Source organism: Thalassoglobus neptunius (assembly GCF_007859735.1).
Classification (GTDB): domain Bacteria; phylum Planctomycetota; class Planctomycetia; order Planctomycetales; family Planctomycetaceae; genus Thalassoglobus; species Thalassoglobus neptunius.
In genome coordinates this window covers 18,358-40,797 of record NZ_SIHI01000030.1, presented here as the reverse complement: position 1 = coordinate 40,797, position 22,440 = coordinate 18,358, and the positions used below count along the sequence as shown (strand labels likewise).

Here is a 22,440-nt window from a genome sequence, read left to right as displayed (position 1 = left end):
CACCAAATCGAGCGAAGCCATGATCTATGTGGCTTCCATTGGTCGCATGCTCCGCCGCTTAGCTCCTTCACCCAACCAAGCTCCGTTCAAATACCGACTTACAGCATGAAGAGGATTCCGGATAGGCTCTAACTTGGGGGCGTTTGAAAACATTGAATGTCGGCTGAGAAACGCTGCCTTTCCCGCAATTTGCTGCCATTTGCTTTGCAGTCCTCTTACTTGTCATCAGCCATGATCAGGATGATATTGGGACCGGCCGGACTCTCAGCCCAAAGCAAACTTGTAACGCTGAGCTGAAACGCCAGCACCAATGCGAACAGTTTCATCAACTTCGCACTCTGCGAATGGACGCTGCAACTTTGAAAACGTTGACTCTCGAAAGAACGTACGGAAGACCGCTGCATCGTCGCCTCGCTTTCTCGAAGAGATTTTCAATCGGTCGATTCATCGGAGATCGACACACTCATCGGATCAAACTCGTCAGATCAACAACAACTCCAGAAACAGTACAGCAGAAAAGACCATTGATTCGCAACGACACCTGCCATCCCGCCCAAAGTCGACGCCCCCCAAGGCGTCATCGACTCTTTTCAGGAACCTCGAAATCAGTCGTTTTCAGGTTCGCCAGGAACATCATTCGATGCCTGATCTTCAGAATCCGTTGCGGAATCAGTTGCCGAACTCGAGTCAACTTCAGGAACGGACCCGTCGGCGGAAACGTTTTCTCCGTCACTGACAGCCAAAGCTTCGACTCCTTCTTCCTCAACTTCAACGACTTCTTCCGGAATTCGGGCGATGGAAGCGAGAGTGTCTCCGCCATCCATTTTCATGATGGTCACTCCCTGAGTATTTCGCCCAATCGTACTGATATCGGCAGCACGAATTCGCTGGATCTTTCCCTGAATCGACATCAGCAGGACATCGTCTCCGTCCGCAACAGCGAGTGTTCCGATCACGGGACCATTTCGACTGGTCGTTTTAATATCACGCAGCCCCTTGCCACCTCGCCGCTGAAGGCGATACCGCATATTGCCGTTGCTATTCGGTGATGAATCATCGTCCTCTTCGGTTTCGACGACGCCGGCACCGAATGGAGTCCGTTTTCCGTAACCGTTTCGACAGACTGTTAAAAGCGAAAGCTCTGAACTTGCCACAACCATTCCGACGACTTCATCACCCGAGGAGAGTGAAACTCCTTTCACTCCTCGCGAGTTTCGACCCATTGCCCGGGCATCCGCTTCAGAGAACCGAATCGCCATCCCGGTGGAGGTACTCAACACAACATTCTCACCGGGTGAGACTTTGACGACGTCAATAAGACTGTCATCTTCCTCAAGTTTAATTGCAATGATTCCCCCCTTCATTGGACGGCTGTAAGCCGAAAGGAGAGTTTTCTTGATGTAACCTTTCCGCGTCGCCATCAAGAGGCTGCGTTCGTCGTCAAACTCTCGAACGTCGATGCAGTCCTGGACCCGTTCCCCATCTGACAAGCGCAACAGGTTCACGAGAGCGCGTCCCTTCGCGGTTCGAGCTTGCAGTGGTAGATCGTAGACTTTCTGCCAGTAGACTTTTCCAAGGTTCGTAAAGAACAACAGATAGCTGTGAGTGCTACTCACGAAGAGATGTTCAATCGGATCCTCTTCATCCGATTTCGCCCCCTTCACGCCCTTGCCGCCCCGGTTTTGAGCTTTGTAAATCGAAAGCGGAGTTCGCTTGACGTATCCTCTCTGCGAGATGGTGACGACCATCGGCTCTTCGGTGATCAACTCGTCCTTATCGACGTCACCCAACTCTTCATCGCTGATCTCGGTTCGTCGAGGATTCGAAAACTTGCTTTTCAGCGTGTCCATGTCCTCGCGGATCACCGCGCGAATGTTGTCCTCATCGGAGAGAAGCCGGAGGTGTTCCGCGATATTTTCAAGAAGCTGTTTGTGTTCACCCTGCAGATTTTCGCGTTCCAGATTGGCGAGTGAACCAAGCTGCATGCTGACAATTGCCTCGGTCTGGTTCGCCGAAAGCGAGTAATTTTCTCGTTCGCCGATTTCCAGAACCAGCATCTCGAAACCATCTTGCCCCAAGGCTCGCGCAACCATCTCCGCCGGGACTTCAATTTCGCGAAGGCGAATTTTCGCTTCGGCCCGACTCGGAGAATTTCGAATCGTCTGAATGACTTTGTCGATATCGATCTGCGCGATCAACAAGCCTTCGATGGTGTGTTTTCTGCGTCGGGCTTCGTTTAACAGAAACTCTGTCCGACGCCTGATGACAGTGACGCGATGCCGGATAAACTCTTGAAGGAGTTCCTTGATGTTCAGCGTTTGCGGTCGACTTCCCACGAGGGCGAGCAAAATCACCGAAACGGTCGTCTGAAGCGGCGAGTATTTGTAAAGCTGGTTCAGCACCACTTCACGGTCGGCGTCACGCTTGAGATAGATGTGAAGCCGAACCTGCCAGCTGGGTGTCTTTCGGTCGGTGTAATCGACGACCCTCGAAATCCCTTTCACGCGATCTTCTTTGATCAGTGCTTCGAGCTTTGATTTCAGACGATCCCTTGTGTCAAGGTAAGGAATCTCGCGAACGACGATCACGTCGGTATTCTTCTCGGTGTCAAATTCGACTTTGGCGCGAAGCGTTAGAGTCGATCGACCGGTCAGATATCCCTGACGAATTCCATAACGCCCGCAAATCACTCCTCCAGTCGGGAAATCAGGACCCGGCAGGACGTTAATGATCTCATCAATCGATGCTTCGGGATTGTCGATCAGCAACTGAACGCCATCAGCGACCTCACTCAAATTGTGAGGCGGAATGCTGGTCGCCATTCCGACCGCGATTCCCTGTGATCCGTTGACCAGCAGCCCGGGAAATCGTGACGGAAGAACGACCGGTTCTTCTCCACGTTGATCGTAAGTCGGAACATAGTCGACGGTGTCGTGATCGAGATCGTCGAGCATTTCCGAAGCTGCGGACGAAAGTCGAGCTTCCGTATATCGCATCGCAGCAGGACCGAGCCCCGCGATGGATCCAAAGTTCCCCTGCTTGTCGATGAGAATTTCTCTCATCACCCAATCCTGGCCCATTCGGACAAGGGTTGGATAGATGACGCTTTCCCCGTGCGGGTGATAATTTCCCGAAGTGTCCCCGGAGATTTTCGCACACTTCACACGTCCGGAATTCGGCCCCAGATTCAAATCATTCATGGCGACGAGAATTCGTCGCTGAGCGGGCTTCAAGCCATCACGAACATCAGGCAGTGCGCGACTGACGATCACCGACATCGCGTAGGTGAGATAACTCTGCCGCATCTCCTCTCGAATATCGAGAGCCTGAATGCGGCCTTGGCTCAATCCACCAGATGCAGAATTCGAGTCACCTTGATTCGGGTCTTCAGGAGGGGTCAGATCATTCGACAAAGCAGTGCGCTCCTGCGTTCAGTTCAATTCTCAACAGTCAGTACGGTAGTGGCGGCAAATGAAGACCTGCTCACCGTCCGGGAACTCCCAAAAGCCCCCTAACCCCTTACAGAACAAGATTTTCCAGCAATCAGCAATATCTGTTCCGGGGCACCGAAATTATAGCTGAATGAGAGGCGAACAACAACGGACCCAGACGACATTCCCGAGCTGCTCAAACTATTGAGAGACAAGAAGTTACATCTCTGAGTGCGAACTGCAGAAGCGTGCAGAATCAAAGCCGGGAACGGTCAGCGCATCCCGCACCGGAAGAGCATCGAAAATCACCCGCTCTTCCCCCGGGAAACACGGCGTGACAGCCTCGATGTTCTCGAACCGAAACTCACCACTCAGGACCCCGTTGACGGTCAATTCCGCCTCAAGATTGCCTTCCCCGGCAAAACCATGGTTGCTCTGAACACGAACAAGCTGCCGGTCAGCCCGGACGATCAGCCCCGTCCCGGAAAGCTCAATCTGTTTCGCAATTTGACCGGCATTCAGAGAATCGGGAGATCCGACGAACTCCACGATCGCGCCATCAGGACTGATTTCGACGACACTGTTTTTTCCTTGAATGGACAGCAAACCAAATGGGGGAGTTTTCGATCCCGACTGAAACTCGACCAGTGCCCCTCCTCCCGAAAACGACGATTGCTCGACAATCAAAGGAACCCGAAAACCGGAAACCACTCCGGAGGAGAGTGATAGAAAAGCTGTTGGTGTGTTCGCGAACACATTTTCCAATCGAGCGGTCGTTAAGGGAGACTGAAACTGGATCACCGGCTTTGAAGTGAGAAAGACGCAGTTCGTCAGAAGGAGTCGCCCCGCGTTCAAATTCGAACGGTCCTCAGCACTGATCCGAATGAGTGGCTGTCGAGCGTCACCGGTTTCATCTCGAAAAAGACAGCTTGAACAGGTCAACTGATCCGATCGAATTGTGATTCCTGCGACGCCGTCGCTGCTTGATGACTCGTTGCGAAACACGAATTCAACATTTTGCAGGACGAGATGCGGAGTCACGACCGGATTCAATTCGCGATCGACAACAATCTGCGAGCGTTCATTCGCCAGACCGACGATTCGAATCGGAGACTCACTGGTCAGGTTTGAAATTCGATAGGGACCGACACCCGTCAGCCGCACGAGTCCATCGGAATCCAGTTGAGGAAGAGTTTCGATGTCGTTCGAAATGGTCTCTTCAGTCGAGTCGGCGCTCTCTGAAGCCTCTTCCGCGACAACGATCGGAGGCACAGAAGCTGTTTCCGATTTATCTCGGTCCAACAATTCGGGATCGAGATCAGCCTCCGCCACGTCATCCGAATGAGATGATTCCAGAGAGACACTCGATGGAATCGTTGAGGCTTCCAATCGTTCGACCTGCCCCAATCCAAGGTGCTGCCAGTTCCACGCAACGACACAGGCGATCACGCTCAACAACACAGCAGCAGCCACAGTCTTTTTTCGAGAGGAAGCCGGACGTTCTCCCATCATGCGGGGTGCTGCCGTTTCGAACGTTTGGACAAAACGCTTCAATCGACGTTCCAGCTTCGGTTGTCGGCCCCTTTCAGCGACCTGAACCAATTCGTCAAGTTTCAACTTTCGCAGTGCCGGGTCACGTCGAGTCATCATTCGAATGCGTCGAGCCAGATCCTCCGACACGTCGGGAGCAAATTCCCGAACATCCGGAATTTCTGTGCGTTGGTGCTCCGCAAGTTTTGCGAGAGGATCAGCGACGAGATGCGGAGGACGCCCGGTCAGCATCTGCCAGAGAATACACCCCAACGAATACGCTTCCGACCGAAGATCCGGAAGGCTTCGTTCAGAAATCCGTTCCGGAGCCATGGTGTCGTAGGCATCCTTCGGAGCGAGTGAATGAATCGTCGGGAATGGATGGAGACAGGTAAAGATGCCCGGATTCGCCAAATGAACCCGCCCTTTTCGGTCCAGCCAGACGTTCGCCAGACGCAGATCACCATGGAAGAACTCCCCGGGAAACGTCTTCATCAGAAGAGCCACCTGAGAAGCAATACACCGAACCACATCTTCAGGAACCCGACCGCGACGAATCAAGAACTGAGTCATCGGTTGCCCATCGAGTCCAGGCGATACGATGTCGACTTCTCCTCGATCCGCCTTGATGAAGTATTCCGTCGGAAGAGAGAGATTGGGATGAGTGAACTTTCGAAACTCAGCAAATCGCCTTTCAAAGCGAGCCCGGACTTCTTTCAAATCCTCCCGATCAACCTTCATTCGCGTGACAACAACCGATCGGCCAGTTGTCGTCTCAATTGCCCGAAAGACCGGAAGAACAGCATCGAAGTGAATTTGATCCGCCAGGACGTACGATGGGCCAACTTTCAGTTCGTCCGTCGTCTGAGTCTCCAGCCGAACAGCTTGAAAGGGTGTGAGCTTTCCCGTGGCAACAAGGCAGTGAATCCAGACAGAATCGAACGCTGGCAACCCTCGAGAAGCACGCCGAACAGCCGGTCGGCACGCTGCAATGTCACGTCGCGAAGCCAGTTGCAAACTCTCAAGATCAGCGACAAGTTGTTCCGATGGTGGCTCCATGCCAGACTGAACTCCCGATCTCGGGACTCTTGAGTTTGAGAGAGAATCGATGCGCTTCAACCAGCAGGTTATGACACATTCTCACCCGTTTTCGCAATATCGGATTCCGCGAGGAGAGTCCCGTCCTCACCGGCTTGCAACGATTGGCCCGCGAGTGAACCGACCATTCCTCAGACGAAACCGGTTGGGAAAGTTCATAGACACCGCGAAAACGCCTAAAAACGCGACAGAGGTTCCTGCCAGCACTGCTTCAATGCTTTCAGTGAGTCCTGAATGAGAACGGTTCCGTCGCTTCCTCGCACAACCAGTTCGCTGCTCTCGTTCACGTGACCGAGTTCAACCGCAGCGGGCAACTGAGCCTGTTCAAGGACGTTGTGACAATCCGCAAGATGTTCTGATGGAATTTCGAGGACGAATCGCGTGTTGCTCTCGGAAAAGAGTTCCACTGTCGCATCGACTCCCGATTTCTGAAGTTGGATTTCGGCCCCGAGTCCGCCAGCGAATGCAATTTCTGCCAGGGTGACTGCAAGCCCACCTTCACTCAGATCATGGCAACTTCGCACAAATCCGCGATCGATCAGCTCATGCACGGCCGAGAACAGTTTCGGAGCTTTCTCGAAGTCAACACGCGGAACGATTCCTCCATCGCGACCAGTCACGAGATTGAAATGGCTGCCGCCCAACTCGTTGTGAGTTTCCCCAATGAGAAGGAGAACATTGCCGGCCGATTTCAGATCCATCGTCACGGCCTTTTCGATATCACCAATTTGACCGAGTGCAGTAATCAACAGCGATGAAGGAATACTGATCGTTCGAGACGTCTCGCCATCGACATAGGAGAACTCGTTGTTGAGCGAATCTTTTCCGCTGACGAATGGAGTTCCGTAGGCGACGGCTGTTTCCTGACATCCCAGCGCCGCTCGCACGAGAGATCCGAGCGTCTCCGCACGTTCTGTATTGCCCCAGCAGAAGTTGTCGAGAATCGCGATTCGCTCAGGATCGGCACCGACAGCAACACAATTTCTGACAGCTTCGTCGATCGCAGAGGCAGCCATCCAATAGGGATCGGCGTCTCCCAGATGCGGGTTCATCCCGCATGAAATAACGAGTCCCCGTTTTCCGCTTAAGTCCGGACGAATGATCGCAGCATCAGAAGGACCATCATTCGCGATTCCGACGAGCGGCTTCACAACGCTCCCCGCCTGAACTTCATGATCGTACTGACGAATGATCGACTCTTTTGAGCATACGTTCAGAGAAGCGAGAATTTTTCGCAGGACCTCACCATGTTCAATCGTCTCGGAATCCAAATTGACAGCACGTTCTTCCGGCGGAGAGTACACAGCATCACGAATCACCGGAGGACGCCCGTCATGCAGAAACGACATCGCCAGCGATCCAACAGATTCGCCCTGATACTTCAACTCGAGCATCTTCGTATCGGTGAATTTTCCGATGACGGTCGCTTCGACTCCTTCAGACTCACAGAGTGCATTGAACTCATCCCACTTGTCGGGAGAAATCGAGAGAACCATTCGCTCCTGGGCTTCGCTGATCCAGATTTCCGTGTAAGTCAAACCCTGATATTTCAGAGGAGCTTTCTCAAGCCAGACTTCGGCTCCTGTCTCTTCACCCATTTCCCCGACTGCACTGCTGAAACCTCCCGCTCCGCAATCGGTGATTGCGTTGAAGAGTCGTCGGTCGCGTGCTTCAAGGATAACATCGTGAACCATCTTCTCGGTGATGGGATTCCCGATCTGCACTGCTCCCCCTGAAAGTTCTTCACTCTCGTGAGTCAGCTCGGCAGATGAAAACGTGGCGCCGTGAATCCCGTCTCGCCCCGTTCTTCCGCCGACAGCGACGATGTAATCACCGGGATGAACTTCTTTCTCGCTCATACCGCGCGGGATCATTGCGACGTTTCCGCAATAAACGAGCGGATTCCCAAGGTATCGATCGTCGAAGTAGACAGCCCCGTTGACTGTCGGAATTCCCATCCGGTTCCCATAGTCACGGACCCCGGAGACCACTCCGCGCATCACTGTTCGCGGATGAAGAACACCCGGCGGCAAGCTGTCGAACCCGGTCTCGGGAGATGCGAAACAGAAGACGTCGGTATTGCAAACAGGTTTCGCGCCCAACCCAGTCCCGAGCGGATCGCGAATCACTCCGCCCAAACCGGTATTCGCGCCGCCGTAAGGTTCGAGTGCTGAGGGGTGATTGTGTGTTTCAACTTTGATGCACACGTCCTGCTTGTCATCGAAGCGAACGATTCCCGCATTGTCTTTGAACACACTGACGCACCAGTCCGCATCACCGAGATTCTTTCGAATCGTTTGAGTGGCAGCGAAGACTGTTTCTTTGAGCATGTTCTCGAAGTGCCGTTCACCGTTTTCGTCACGATAAGCAATTCGCCCAGCCAGGGTCTTATGAGAACAGTGCTCACTCCAGGTTTGAGCGATGGATTCGAGTTCAATATCAGTCGGATCTCGTTCCAACTCCCGGAAATAGTCTCGAATGGTCTGCATCTCAGTCAGACTCAGGTACAGCTGACCTGTTTGACTGAGAGTCTTGAGTTGCTCGTCGTCCATATCGCGAATGGAGACATGCTTCAGTTCGAAGTCCTGTTCACTCCCGACCGCCAGACTGGTCAATTGCAATGGTCCGAACAGGACGCGGTCGATCGAATCGTTCGAAAGAACGCGCGACGCGAATCGTTCGACTTCGCTTTCGTTGGAATCCGCGTTGACCCAGTATTTGCGGCACGTCGAAACGCGTTCGACTTCAAATCCCAACTCTTGAAGTGCTTTCGTCGCTGTCGCTCCAACATTGTCCGTCACCCCCGGTTTGAAGAGGACATTCAACAGCCGTTCGGTTTGGCCAGCTTCTGAATGATCAGGCAGTGAACGAACGGTCACTTGCTCGACAACCCGGTCGGCAAGAACTCCGGACGCTTGTTGCAGCTGGGCGTTATCGAGACTTCCCTCAATCAAATATGATCTCGCCGATCGAACAGTTGCCAGACTGTTCAGGCGACACATTCGGGCTTCCGCCAAAGCATGTTCTGCTTCGCGGTCGGGTCCACTTTTCGAACTGATCTCGATTTCCCAGAGCATGGTCGTCTTGAGGTTGTCAGGTAGGGGCGGATTCGAAATTTCTCTTCAATCTGGATTTCATTGAAGCTCACGCAAGACAGATCAATGATGCGAAATCAGATGGCCTGATCGCATCCATCACATCCACTCGGTTGTCGCCAGATCATCCCGAAACTCGTGAATCGGATCGATTTCGAACCGTTCGATCAAATTTGACGAGATTCGGAGACCACGCTTTGAAATCCAGTTTTCGGAATCGTAGTAAATCCGCATCGAGAGGCGTAGCGACGCACTCCCTTGAATGACAAAACCATCAGGTTCTCACTCAGTGTTGCGAAACATCCACACAGGCACCCGTTGAATTCATCTGGAACGATCGATTGGATCACGCGAGGATCAAAAATTTCTCCCATTTTTCTCAAATTCGGGCAACGACTGCGAATTCGTGAAATAGGGTTTGGTCACACTTCAATGTATCCCCGAAATACAAACCTCCCTCTTTGTTGGTGCTCTCTCCACCATTCGGAAGATGCTGAAGTCCATCGTACCAGAAACACGACTTTTCCAATCGATTGAGAGGCTCCCATTATGCGTGCACTGAAATCTTTGGCTTGCCTTTCGGCAGTTGCCCTTATTGTTCACGGGGGGCAAGTTGCCATCGCACAGACAGCTGGCGACGACACTTCGCAGGAAGTGACGTTCGAAGACATTGTCGCCAATGCTCCGCCGATTCATCGTGTCGAAGAAGACTGGGAGTTAGTCGTCAACAACCCCGATCCCAACGCGGATTGTCCACAGATTGCCACAGTGTTTGGCCCCACTGACGCAAGATTCGACACACATACGCTGTTCGAACTCAACCACGGAACTCTTCCGAATTTCGGTGAGGGAGGAATGCAGCTGCAAGTGTGGTTCGGAGACTACCTGATTGGTTATCAGCGACAACGTGCTCCGTCGGAACTGTCAACCTCAAACGAGAAAATCACCTACACAACCGCCACTGCAATCGAAGGCGGTCACCTTACGATGTCTGTTTTCAACGGCACTTCGACAACCTTTGGAACGTTCGGCGACAGCAACTCCCTTAAAGTCTGGTTGTTCACAAATCGTACCGACCTGAATCCTTACCACCCTGGAAACTCCATCGAACACTCAAAAGTGACGTTCGGAGCCAACCGAGTCGATTACTTCAAACGATCTGCGATCCGCTTCTATGACGAAAACGGAGACCTGTACGCTCAGGACCTCAACGACCGTTACGTTCACCGACTCGCAGCCGAGTAACACCTGAATTTCGAAACGCTTCAGATACTTTTCGAAGCAGCTTGTTCGAATCCGCACGAGCAGAAGCAACGTGCGATCAACTTCGAGATGCCTGTCGACTCGCAGGTTTTGGGATCACTTCTCAAATTTTGCTCCCCCAAACTTCTGAATTTTGACCGCTCAACTCATGGTGAGGCAGCCGGTGATGAAAACCCTGCAAAGAACACGACTTCAACCGAAATTCCAGAACGACCGCAAGGGGGCTGTTCTGATCATGGGAATCGGATTGCTGGTCATTCTCTTCGCGTTCACAGCCCTCGCACTCGATATGGGATACATATCTCTGTCGCGAGCCGAACTACAGAGAAGTGCCGATGCCGCAGCGCTCGCTGCGAACATCGAACTCTACAAGTCGTGGGGAGTTGGAGCTTCCAAAACGAATGCCGAGGGAGCGACCGCAGCACGAAACGCAGCGGTGGCCGTAGCTGCAGCAAATGAAGCAGCTGGTCGAAGTGGAACCTACATCGACAGCGCGAACGACATTCGCTTCGGATACCGACAATGGGATCCAGCAACCAGTCAGTGGTCGATCAAGTGGGGACAAACTCCCTACAACGCAGTGGAAGTTACGGCCCGTCGAAACACACCGGGAAGCAATCTCGGAGATGGGCCGCTCGATCTCTGGTTCGCTCCCGTCATCGGATCCCGGAACGCAACGACTACAGTGAAGGCAACCGCAGCCATTCAACCAGGAGTCACGATTCGCAACGTTCCCAACATCCAGGCTGGCCTTTTGCCCATCACCCTCGATGAGCCCACCTGGAACGACCTGATACTGAATGGGGTCGGCTCGGACAACTATCACTGGAACGATGAGACGAAAACCATCACCAGCGGGAGCGACGGAGTTTTGGAAGTCAGCCTCTATCCTTATGGAAACCAGGCTTTGCCGCCTGGAAACCGTGGAACAGTCGACTTTGGACACCAGGGAAACAGCACAGCTGACATCTCACGACAAATTCTTCACGGACTCAATGATTCCGACCTCTCTTACTTCGGCGGCAAACTCGACCTGAACGCTTTGCCGATGATCTTGAACGGAGACACCGGATTGAGTGCAGGAATCAAAGATGAGCTTGAGGCGATTAAAGGCCAGCCACGAATGATTCCCATCTTCACGCAAGTTTCTGGAAACGGAAATAACGCGAACTACACCATCGTCAAGTTTGTCCCGATTCGAATTATGTTCGTTCGACTGACAGGAAAGCCGAGCGGGAAGACCGTCGTGATTCAACCAGCAGTTTACACCGACCCCAGTGTTGTTGGCGGAGATACCGTCATCCGGGACGATTCCGTCCTCGCCCCAGCTGGACTCATTCACTGATCGACAGAACCCTTCTATGTTCTGATCAGATTCAACGATTCCCTCACAACTAACTTCGAGTGATCCCATGCGACGCCAACATCGAATCAGCAATCAGAAAAAATCTCGGTTGGGAGCCGCAATTGTCGAAACAGCGGTGATGATGCCAATCTTGCTCAGCGTCACCTTCGGAGTGATTGAGTTTGGACGGGCTTTTATGGTCTCCAACCTGATCACCAATGCGGCCCGTGAAGGAAGCCGACAAGCGATCATTAAGGGTGTCTCGACTGCCGATGTGAAAACCGCGGTGATCGATCAGGTTCGCAACACAGTGGGAGCCACGCTCACCACCAATCAAGTCACCGTGACCATTACTCCTTACACCGGAAATCCCAATCCGAACAACGAATGTCTGAACGCGTCCACGCGAGACCTCATCGTTGTTGCAGTCAGTGTCCCCTACACAGACGTCGGCTACTTCTTCCGCTATCTGACAAGTGTCGACCTCAAAGCAAAAGCTGCAATGCGACACGAGTAGCCCCTCAAGTTTGAGTTCCTGAAACAATGTCGGAATCTGAATCAGCGGCGTCGAGCGATCTCGGCGCCGCTGTTGTCGTTTGTGCTTGCTCAATTTCTGAACCGGCATCGGTCAAACTGCGGTCCAATGAAATTGCCAACAAGCGAGGAGCCGAAAAGCCCTCTCGACGGATTCGCTCTTGCGTCTAGGATCGTCAAGGAAGTTGAACAATCGACGATTCCTTCTGATAGACTCAGCGAAACCGAATGAGCTTGGCCCCCATGGCAGACCGAATTGACATCACATCTACTGGACCAGACTGGCAACTCTCCTGCGAGCAGTTCCTCGACGCACCGATTGATGAGGTCTTTCAATTCTTCGGCGACGCAGAGAATCTGGAAGCGATCACTCCGCCCTGGTTGAACTTCAAGATCGTCACTCCGCGCCCCATTCCGATGCAGGAAGGAACGCTGATTGACTATCGATTGGCTCTGCGAAAGATCCCGATTCGCTGGCGGACGAAGATCACGGAATGGAATCCTCCATGTTCTTTTACAGACGAACAAATTCGCGGTCCCTATCGAAAATGGATCCACCAACACACATTCATTCCCAAAGACAACGGAACACAAGTCTCTGATCACGTGTATTATAACGTTCCCGGTCCTCGATTCTTGCATGACAGATTAGTGAACAGGGACCTTCGTCGAATTTTCCAGTTCCGCCAGGAAGTTATTGCTCAGAAATTTCACGAAACGAATTTCGTCTCATGAGTGACGTTCCGACATCTCGAATTCAATCGCTGAATGACGAAGAAGTTCAGGAGAACGGCGACTATGTTCTCTATTGGATGATTGCCAATCGTCGAGCGAAGTCGAATTTCTCACTCCAGCGAGCTGTGGAATGGGCCAACTTGCTCAACAAACCTCTCATTGTTTTTGAAGCACTTCGAGTCAACTATCGCTGGGCCAGCGACCGGATTCATCGTTTCGTCCTTCAGGGAATGGCTGACCAGAAGCGAGATTTCGCAGACGCCAATGTCACGTATTACCCGTATGTCGAACCAACTCCGAACCACGGTCGAGAACTGCTGACGACTTTGGCCGACAAAGCTGCGGTTGTCGTGACTGATGACTTTCCGTCGTTCTTCATTCCGACGATGCTGCGACTCATTTCCCGCAAGCTGCACGTCAAACTTGAAGCGGTCGATTCGAACGGACTCTTCCCGATGAGATCGACGGAAGAAGTCTTCAAAACCGCCTACTCGTTTCGCCGCTTTCTCCAAAAGTCGTTGCCTCCTCACCTCGAAGAGTTTCCCGACGTCGATCCCATCGAAGCTAACGATCTCCCGAATTCCATTCCCGTCCCGAAAAGGATTCTCAAGAAGTGGCCCACTGCTTCGGCAGATCTCTTGAAAGCAACAAGCAAAGCATTGTCAGAACTTCCGATTGATCACTCTGTCGGCCCGGCCGATTTTGAGGGAGGTCGCAGGGCTGCGGATGATGTACTCGATCGCTTCATTGAGGATCGGCTGGTTCGATACGGCGATGGCAGAAATCATCCCGACGAAGACGCCAGCAGCGGACTCTCTCCATATCTTCACTTTGGACAGATCTCGTCACATACGGTCTTTCAGCGGATTGCCGATCATGAAGGCTGGTCGATCGATCAGCTGTCCGACAAAACTTCCGGAGCCCGTGAAGGATGGTGGGGAATGTCGTCCTCTTCCGAAAGCTTTCTCGACGAACTGATTACGTGGAGAGAACTCGGATACAACATGTGTGCTCACCGCAGCGACTACGATCGTTACGAGTCGCTTCCTGATTGGGCAAAAAAGACGCTCGAAGAACACGCCCACGACGACCGACCTCACACCTATTCTCTCGAAGAATTCGAACGGGCAGAAACGCACGACGAAATCTGGAACGCAGCCCAACGACAACTTGTCCGTGACGGTCGGCTCCACAACTACCTCCGCATGCTGTGGGGAAAGAAAATCTTTCAATGGTCCGCGACACCGCGAGACGCATTGAAAGTGATGATCGAGCTGAACAATAAATACGCCGTTGATGGACGCAATCCCAACAGCTATTCCGGGATATTCTGGGTCTTGGGAAGATACGATCGTGCATGGGGTCCGGAACGTCCCATCTTTGGCAAAATTCGCTACATGACCAGCGAAAGCACGCGAAAGAAGCTCAAAATGACCGAGTACTTAGAAAAGTATTCTGAGTAGAATTGAGCAGCGCATTATTGGATGCGATCTAAAAAACAGACTTCCTTAATCGAAGTCTTAAGCATCACGATTATGTATCACAAACATGTTCAACTGTGATAACACCCTGTTAATCGGAGAAGAACAGTGGGAGAACGAAAACCGGCTCATCAGCCCTGGGAAGGTTTCATTGAACAACGAATTCAAGACGCTCAAAGCGAAGGGGAATTCGACAATCTCAGCGGTCATGGAAAGCCGATTTCGGGTGTTGAAAAAGTTCTCGAATCGGATTGGTGGTTAAAAGACAAACTGAAGCGGGAACAGCTGAGCATCGTTCCACCACTGATCGACGCCCGTCGAGACATTGAGCAGACCCTGAACGAAATCAAAACTCTGGCCAACGAAGACTTCGTTCGAGCAGAACTCGAAAAGCTCAATCAACGTGTCCTTCAAGCCATTCAGTCTCCATCGCCAAGCCCACCCATTGTGGTTGTCCCGGTGAACATTGAGCGAGAGATTGCGCGGTGGAAAGAGTCGAAAAACTCCGGTGCTCAGTCAACATAGCGAACGTTCGTTTATCGTTGATTGAACAACAGAGAGACCTCGAGACCGTTCAGCCTCGCGAGCCCTGACCATTCGCCCCAAACCACTTCAGCGCTGCGGACTCCTGACCTTTCTGAACGATCACAACGACCGAGTCGCCGACCCGTAGTTGGTCATCGCCGGAGGCCACTTCGACGTATTCCTCGCGAACAATGGCTGCAATCAGACAATCTTTGATCTGCAAGTCGCGAAGTGCCCCCGCGGTACAAGGTGCTCCTTCTCGGACTTCGACTTCCCAGACCTGAGCCGCTCCGCCAGCGAGCGAGCTTTGCCGGGCAATTGGCCCAGTTTGGATCATTCCGACGATCTCACCGGCCATCACTTCTCGCGGACTGACGGCGAGATCAATTCCAATTTTCTCCAGCACATTCACATAGTCTGGTCGACGAACAATGCTGATGATTCGGGACGCTCCCAGTTCCTTCGCTTCAGCACCGCAGATTATGTTGTCTTCGTCTCGTCCCATCGCAGCGACGAAAACATCCACGGAACTGACTCGTGCTTCCTCGAGTTCCTTTTGATTGGTGGCATCACCCGCGAGAACGGTCACGGACTCCAGTCGGCTTCCCAACAACTGACATCGTTCGGGATCAGCTTCAAGGACCACAACCCGATAGCGTCGACTGTCGAGAATCTTCGCGAGGTGGAAACCAATTTCTCCGCCTCCCGCGATAATCACTGACATCGTCCGGTGAGACTTCGCCTCAAAGAGACTCTTCACATCTTCCAGCGCCGTCGACTTTCCGATTAGCGTCACTCGATCACTCGGCTGGATGACTTCATCCGCTGTCGGAACTGACGGCCCCTTGTTCCCGACAAGCAAACCGATGCGGACTGTCGCTGGGAGATTTAAATCCCGAATGGACCTTCCAACGGCGTCCGAACGTTGGTCGACTCCGACCTCCAGCACCTCCACTCCGCCCCGCGCGAAACTTTCGACAGCAAACAGGCCCGGAGCACGGAGACCTTTCGCGAGTTCCAGAGCAGTTAACTTTTCGAGGCTGAGAAGCCGATCGATCCCGAAATGCCGTTGATAGTCGAAAGTACTGAAATCGCGGTAAGCAGGATTGAAAACGCGGGCGACCGTTGTTTTCGCGCCCATCACTTTGGATAAGCTCGCCCCGACGAGATTCACCTCGTCGCGACTGGTCACCGCCAGGCAAATCTCAGCGTTCTGGACTCCAGCCTGAAACAGTGGAATCGACTCGCACGCAGATCCGAGAACCGTTTGAACATCCAGCTGTTCTTCGACACGATTCAGCACATCGCGCTGTTCATCGACGATGCAAACATTCACATCCTGCTGAACAAGCAAATCTGCAATCGATCTTCCGACCGTTCCGGCACCAAGAATCACAGCGTGCATAGGTTGTCACTTGTCGTCAAAGTTCCACAATCTTCGCTGAGCAAGCTCCCGGCGCGGTCCCAAGCACATTTGAAGACGAATACTCAAACTTATCCATCGAGACATTATGTCATCTCATCGCTGCTTCCCGGAAGTTGAAGAGCTCGCTGTAAGGATCCCACGAGAGGACGAATGTGAGGCGCAGCGAGAAAAACGCGAGATGTCACGGTTGAGCGCGGAAACAAGTTGGTAATGAAATCAAGGCAGAATTCTGTTCCGGTGTGCCGGATCAACACAGCATTGGCATAGTGCCCAGCATAGATTTGATCATCCGCCTTCAATTCATCGTAGACATCTTCAACTCGCGGGACAGCGGGACTCCGATCTCTGTTTTCCGGATGCCCCAAGTTTCCGAACCCAGAATGATGAGGATTGCCGGCGTCGCCTGCTGGAGAGCCGCCTGACTCTCTTTCTTCAGACACGGGACCTGTTGACGCTTCCGGTTTGGGAACAGGAAGTTGCGGGAGTGGTCCGAAACGTTGTTCGTAGTTGTCGACGTTGCTTTGAAGGGCCATTAAGAACTGACGTGCGACGAGATAGGGAAGCACACATCGCGAAACAATTCGCTGTTGTTCTCCCATCCTCAGAACGAAATCGAGAACAACTTCGGTCTGCCCCGTCAGAACCATGACTCCATTCGCGAAGACTCCTTCCCCCACCCGACCGGGAACACGCGCACTCAAATTCTGATGCTGAACCTGAGCTTGTATCGGCTGGGGAAAAGAAGCTGGGTCGGGAAGAGGATCGCGAGAATCCCTGCCGGAATCCTTTTCACCCGATCGATCTCGTTCTGACTCCTCATCATCTGGAGGAGACCCTCCATTGGCATCCATAGGATGACCTCTTCATTTCACGACTTCTTCGGAATTCCGACTGAACGGTTCCGAGAACCACCACGATGTGTTCTGTTGTCTCGGGCGGACACTCTGAACCGTTCCGGAAGTGTCGTCGAGCTTAAGTTGTCTCTGCGGAAACGAGCCGTTTTCTCACGTCAACTTCGAGGCGACCGAAGGCTTGTTCGTGTCGTTGAACTGTCGCTGAGAGCAAAGCAGCGAGCCGCTTGGCTGTGTAGTGATTGAGAATCACTCGCTGAGTCACTTTCAGCTTCTGGCTGCCAGTCGCCATCGGATTCGGATTGACGGCCAAATCGAGAATCACTTCTTCCGGGGTGCTCGAAACACGACACAGATTTGCGTAGAGCGCTTCAACGTTTGTGTCATCGAGTTCAATGCGAACCTGCTGCTGCCCAGTCTCTGACGACGAAGACTGCTCGGAGGACGTTTGAGTGGACTCGGCCATGGTTTTTCTCCTTCACCTGAGGCGTTGACTTTCAATCCATTAGTTGAGCACGTTGCTCGTTCCCGACAACTCGCCGAGTCGGTTTGGTTCAACGAGTCGCTGAACCAAACCGTGCGATTCCTGACAAAGAGTTCGACGAATTAACGTCGAGCGAGCGGATGCTTCAGCGGCAACCAGGCCCCGTTCTCTTTACTACTTTGGACACATTGTTGAATGAAATACATTCCCTCCACACCGTCATAGACGTTGGGATAAATGGTATCCTTTGTTTCGAAAGATTCTCCGGCAGCCCGCTTGATCATATTGTCATAAGCGAAGCGATAGACATTGGCGAAGGCTTCAAAGAAGGCTTCAGGATGCCCGCCGGGAAGACGACATGATGCCGCCGCGAGTTCTCCGATGAAAGGAGCATTCGGGTTGCGAGTGTAAATCTGCCATGGTTCCCCGTTGCGGCGAACCATCATCTGATTCGGGTCTTCCTGTCGCCACGACAGGGCGCCTTTGGTTCCGTCGATTTCGATGAACAGATCGTTCTCACGGCCGTGTGAAATCTGGCTGGCGGTCACAGTGCCGAGTCCACCATTCTCCATACGAATCACGGCGTGTCCGTAGTCATCGAGAACTCGTCCTTCTTCGAACGACTTCAAGTGACACGACACCTCTTCCGGAAGCAATCCGGTCATATATCTTGCGAGGTTGTAAGCATGGGTTCCGATGTCCCCGAAACCACCAGCTGCACCCGACTTGGCAGGGTCTGACCGCCAAGATGCCTGCTTCTGATCTTCGGCTTCGAGACGTGTTCGCAACCATCCTTGAATGTAGTTGCTGCGGATCGCCTGAATCTCTCCGAGTTCTCCGGCGAGAATCATTTCCCGAGCCTGTCGAACGAGCGGATAACCCGTGTAATTGTGGGTCAAAGCGAAGACAACACCCGACTTCTCGACCAGTTTGACGAGTTCCTCCGCCTGATCGAGGTCAAACGTCATCGGCTTATCGCAAACCACATTGAATCCCTTTTCGACCGCTGCTTTCGCGATTTCGAAGTGGGTGTGATTCGGCGTTGCGACAGTGACGAAATCGACACGTTCTCCATCAGGGAGTCCAGCTTCCGTATCGACCAACTCCGTGTAAGAACTGTACGCACGAGATGGATCAATATCGTAGAACGGAGCCGATGCCTTGGCTCGCTCAGGATTCGACGAAAGCGCACCTGCGACGAGTTGAGCACGGTTGTCGAGAATGGCTGCCACGTTGTGAACACGTCCGATGAAAGACCCCTGTCCTCCACCAACGAGCGCCATGTTCAGTTTTCGCCCCAGCGAACCATTGATGTGGTCCATTTCGTCTCCCTTTATCCAAATACAGTCACAAACCCGATCAGAACAATTTCGCAATTCGGAACAAAATCGTTCTTTGACGACATTGCCCGAAGAATGTGATGAGTGGTTTTCACTCGATCTTTATCGGTACAGTTTCGACTCGAAGAATACATCCCAGACAAATCGTTCGCAACCAGCGACGAAGACACGAGCCCGCCTCCAGCACAGTCGATATCCCAATCGTGCTAACCGAAGTTGTTTGCCGCTGAACGAAGTTCTCAGTCATCATCGAAAAACGCGGGGTCCGTGCTTGAGAATCCCAGATAGACTTCCCAGGTCGTTGCGACTGCGATTGGTTGTCACCTTTTCTTGCGAGAAGGCTTTTCCCGTCTCAGATCAATCCCTTCCATGATTTCGGCCCGGAACGAGTGACGTCTCTCCCATGAACTGATACGTTTCAGACGATTGACAATGACGACTTCGTCTCGAGTCATTCGTGTCACAACAGCTTTGCAGGAACCTTGCCGAATGAGATCGCTTCTGAGTTTGCTCGCTCCCGCACTCTTTCTTCTGATCACTTGTTGCCAATCGGCGCTGTCTGCTGACAGACCCCTGTTTGACTTCGAAGAAGACCACTTCAACGGTTGGACCGTTCTCGGGACCGCGTTCGGGGAAAAACCCGTCGATGGCGAATCTCTCAGCGTTGAAGGCTACAAAGGTCGGCGATTTCTCAACTCGTTTCACGGAGAAGACCCAGCTCATGGGGAGTTGATCTCTCCAGAATTCGTCATCTCCGACCAGTTCATCGTGTTCCTGATTTCAGGAGGAAGACATCCGGGGAAAACCGGCGCGGAACTCATCGTTGATGGTGAAGCTGTCCGTTCCGCAACGGGAAATCATTCGGGAGTCATGGAGTGGAAAACCTGGGATGTCGAAGAATTGAACGGGAAAAAAGCGAAGCTTCGCATCTTCGATCAAGCGGTCGGAGACTGGGGACACATCAATCTCGATCACGTCCTGTTGACCAGTCAACCACGGATCAATCCCGGTCAAGTTCGAATCGACAAATACCGCCGCTCACCGTGGTATTACCGCGAGCAATTCCGTCCGCAGTTTCACTTCACTCCCGAACTCAACTGGATGAACGACCCGAACGGGCTCGTCTATCATGATGGCGAATACCACTTGTTCTATCAGCACAATCCCCACGGAAATAAGTGGGGCCACATGAGTTGGGGACATGCTGTCAGTCGCGACTTATGTCATTGGGAACATCTTCCGATCGCACTCCACGAAGAATACGGGACGATGATTTTCTCCGGCAGTGCGGTTGTCGATTCCAAAAACACCAGCGGATTTGGAACGCTCGAAAACCCGCCGATGGTTGCCATTTATACCGGCAATGGTCACGGCAAACAGACACAGGATCTCGCATACAGCCTCGACAACGGACGCCACTGGACCAAGTATTCTGAGAACCCTGTTCTTGATCTCGACGAAGCACATTTCAGAGACCCGAAGGTTTTCTGGCACACTCCCAGCAAGCGCTGGATCATGGTCGTTTCCTTAGCTGCCAAGAAGATTATTCAGTTCTACGGATCTCCCAATCTGAAAGACTGGACCTTGCTGAGCGAATTCGGTCCCGCTGGCGTCGACACCAAACCCAACTGGGAATGCCCGGACGTGTTTGAACTTCCGATTGAAGGCAGCGACGGCGAGACACGCTGGATTCTGGAAGCAGACATCGGAGGTGGATCGATCGCGGGAGGATCGGGAGGCGAATACTTCATCGGAGAATTCGACGGCACAACGTTCCATGCGGACACGCAAGATTCGCAATGGGTGGACTATGGAAGAGACTTTTATGCTCCGATCTCGTGGGACAATATTCCTGAGGAAGACGGCCGGAGAATCTGGATCGGCTGGATGAACAACTGGGAAACAGCCCTCGTTCCGACGAGCCCCTGGCGAAGCAGCATGTCGATCCCACGTGCCCTTTCACTTCGCGAAGTCGATGGCTCCCTGCGACTCATTCAGCGTCCAGTGCGAGAACTCCAGAAACTCCGCGGGCAAGAGCTTGAGTTGACTGACGTTCGAATCGACGGGAATCAAGCTGTTCCGCTCGGCTCCCTCAACAGCCGACAGCTGGAAATCATCGCAGAATTCGAAGTCAGCGATGCTGAAGAGTTTGGACTTCGCGTTTGCGAAGGGCCAGATGAACGCACCGTGATCGGAGTTCGTCCAGGATCATCAGAAGTCTTTGTGGATCGAACAGTCAGCGGAGACGTGAACTTTCATCTCGCGTTCCCCGGTCGGCACGCTGCTCCTCTCTCGGTCAAGAACGGCCGCGTTCAACTCCACATCTTCGTCGACACATCCTCGGTCGAAGTTTTCGCGAACAATGGTGCAATCACGATTACTGATCGAATCTTTCCCAGCGAGGCAAGTGACGGAGTCACTCTCTATTCCAAAGACGGAGCAACACGCCTCGTGTCACTCCAGGTTTGGGAACTGAATTCCATCTGGCACAATACTGAAGAGCAAAAACGCTCAGGCTCCGTTCGGCAGTCGTCAATCGACCGCGAAGAGTGACTACGTTTTCGCAGATAGAATCTGAAGCGTCTCGTCAACGGCCAGTTGGACCTCTTCGTCGGGATCATCTTTCAAGCCCTCAAGTCGCGAGGTCGCTCGTGAAATGTCCGAAGGATCTTCGATCCGCTCCGAGAGCTTGACAGCCCAAAGTCGAACGCGAGGATCTTCACTTTCGTACCCGTTCAACAAGTCAGAAGTCACCGGCGTCCCCGGCGCGGTCTTGTAGATTTTAAGAATGGCCAGCGATAGCGTTCGCGTCCGATCATCGGTGATTCCTTCAAAAATGTCGGGAACAGCTTCCCAGTCGAGTCCGATCACCCTGTCCGGCGAGATGTAGCGTTTTCCGTCGAAGAGCACTTCGGCTTTGCGTGCTTTTCCTTCTCGTTCCAACTCCAGCCACTTGCGAGTCGTGCGGCCTTCGTACTGGACTTGGCTTCGCCATGCGAACGGCTGAAACCCGACTTGCATCACGAGCATAATACAAAAGATGAAAAGGGCTGCGAAGGCAGCTACTGCCAGAGGTTTGAGCAGGAACGAAAACTTGGCGAAGAAATCTGCGACGATCAGTTCGAACGTGCCAGCTTGTTTCCTCGATCGCTTCTTTTTCTTCCGCTTCTTTCGGCGTTTTGGTTCTGGTTGCTCGGAACCCTCTTGATTCATTTTGTGGCTCGTCGATCGAATTTGCTTCGAGATTGGAAACGCAATTCGATCAGTCTAGGTCCCGTTTATGAATCTTCCGCAAAGAACTA

At 52.7% G+C, this 22,440-nt stretch carries 15 protein-coding genes; 7 read left to right on the top strand and 8 right to left on the bottom strand.

Going from position 1 to position 22,440, the window contains the following annotated elements:
- Positions 1 to 605: 605 nt before the first annotated feature.
- From gyrA to purL, 3 genes are all read right to left on the bottom strand, one after another.
- Positions 606 to 3,413, bottom strand: a complete 2,808-nt coding sequence (gene gyrA / locus KOR42_RS20895; protein ID WP_197441412.1) for a DNA gyrase subunit A — start codon at positions 3,411 to 3,413, stop codon at positions 606 to 608.
- 237 nt (positions 3,414 to 3,650) lie between these two features.
- Positions 3,651 to 6,020 carry a serine/threonine protein kinase gene (locus KOR42_RS20890; protein ID WP_146511778.1) on the bottom strand — a complete coding sequence of 790 codons (2,370 nt, stop codon included), beginning with the start codon at positions 6,018 to 6,020 and terminating at the stop codon, positions 3,651 to 3,653.
- A gap of 215 nt (positions 6,021 to 6,235) precedes the next feature.
- Positions 6,236 to 9,136, bottom strand: a complete 2,901-nt coding sequence (purL, locus tag KOR42_RS20885) for a phosphoribosylformylglycinamidine synthase subunit PurL (RefSeq protein ID WP_146511777.1) — start codon at positions 9,134 to 9,136, stop codon at positions 6,236 to 6,238.
- 567 nt (positions 9,137 to 9,703) lie between these two features.
- Between purL and KOR42_RS20880 the strand changes: the two genes are divergently transcribed.
- The 6 genes from KOR42_RS20880 to KOR42_RS20855 all read left to right on the top strand — a co-directional run bounded on the left by KOR42_RS20880 (position 9,704) and on the right by KOR42_RS20855 (position 15,037).
- Positions 9,704 to 10,399 (top strand): hypothetical protein, encoded by a 696-nt coding sequence (locus KOR42_RS20880; protein ID WP_146511776.1) that lies wholly within the window; start codon positions 9,704 to 9,706, stop codon positions 10,397 to 10,399.
- A 184-nt stretch (positions 10,400 to 10,583) separates the two neighbouring features.
- Positions 10,584 to 11,762, top strand: coding sequence for a TadG family pilus assembly protein (locus tag KOR42_RS20875; RefSeq protein WP_197441411.1), 1,179 nt, complete (start codon positions 10,584 to 10,586; stop codon positions 11,760 to 11,762).
- A 67-nt stretch (positions 11,763 to 11,829) separates the two neighbouring features.
- Positions 11,830 to 12,279, top strand: coding sequence for a TadE/TadG family type IV pilus assembly protein (locus KOR42_RS20870; protein WP_146511774.1), 450 nt, complete (start codon positions 11,830 to 11,832; stop codon positions 12,277 to 12,279).
- A gap of 260 nt (positions 12,280 to 12,539) precedes the next feature.
- Positions 12,540 to 13,031 (top strand): SRPBCC family protein, encoded by a 492-nt coding sequence (locus tag KOR42_RS20865; protein WP_146511773.1) that lies wholly within the window; start codon positions 12,540 to 12,542, stop codon positions 13,029 to 13,031.
- Entirely contained in the window at positions 13,028 to 14,494 is a 1,467-nt protein-coding gene (locus tag KOR42_RS20860; RefSeq protein ID WP_146511772.1) for a cryptochrome/DNA photolyase family protein, read from the top strand. The genes KOR42_RS20865 and KOR42_RS20860 overlap by 4 nt, the downstream gene beginning before the upstream one ends.
- Before the next feature lie 126 nt (positions 14,495 to 14,620).
- A complete protein-coding gene (locus tag KOR42_RS20855) occupies positions 14,621 to 15,037 on the top strand; it encodes a DnaJ family domain-containing protein (protein WP_146511771.1) in 417 nt (138 codons plus the stop codon).
- A 49-nt stretch (positions 15,038 to 15,086) separates the two neighbouring features.
- Here KOR42_RS20855 and trkA read toward each other — a convergent pair whose 3' ends face one another.
- The 4 genes from trkA to KOR42_RS20835 all read right to left on the bottom strand — a co-directional run bounded on the left by trkA (position 15,087) and on the right by KOR42_RS20835 (position 19,120).
- Complete coding sequence (trkA, locus tag KOR42_RS20850) at positions 15,087 to 16,442, bottom strand: Trk system potassium transporter TrkA (RefSeq protein ID WP_146511770.1); 1,356 nt, start codon at positions 16,440 to 16,442, stop codon at positions 15,087 to 15,089.
- A gap of 104 nt (positions 16,443 to 16,546) precedes the next feature.
- Positions 16,547 to 17,314 (bottom strand): DUF3467 domain-containing protein, encoded by a 768-nt coding sequence (locus KOR42_RS20845; RefSeq protein ID WP_146511769.1) that lies wholly within the window; start codon positions 17,312 to 17,314, stop codon positions 16,547 to 16,549.
- A gap of 121 nt (positions 17,315 to 17,435) precedes the next feature.
- Positions 17,436 to 17,780 (bottom strand): DUF3467 domain-containing protein, encoded by a 345-nt coding sequence (locus tag KOR42_RS20840; RefSeq protein ID WP_146511768.1) that lies wholly within the window; start codon positions 17,778 to 17,780, stop codon positions 17,436 to 17,438.
- A gap of 140 nt (positions 17,781 to 17,920) precedes the next feature.
- Entirely contained in the window at positions 17,921 to 19,120 is a 1,200-nt protein-coding gene (locus tag KOR42_RS20835; protein WP_197441410.1) for a Gfo/Idh/MocA family protein, read from the bottom strand.
- A 507-nt stretch (positions 19,121 to 19,627) separates the two neighbouring features.
- On the opposite strand from KOR42_RS20835, the gene KOR42_RS20830 reads away from it, so the two are divergent.
- A complete protein-coding gene (locus tag KOR42_RS20830) occupies positions 19,628 to 21,691 on the top strand; it encodes a glycoside hydrolase family 32 protein (protein ID WP_197441409.1) in 2,064 nt (687 codons plus the stop codon).
- On the opposite strand, the gene KOR42_RS20825 is transcribed toward KOR42_RS20830, so the two are convergent.
- Entirely contained in the window at positions 21,692 to 22,351 is a 660-nt protein-coding gene (locus tag KOR42_RS20825) for a hypothetical protein (RefSeq protein ID WP_146511766.1), read from the bottom strand.
- Positions 22,352 to 22,440: the final 89 nt, after the last annotated feature.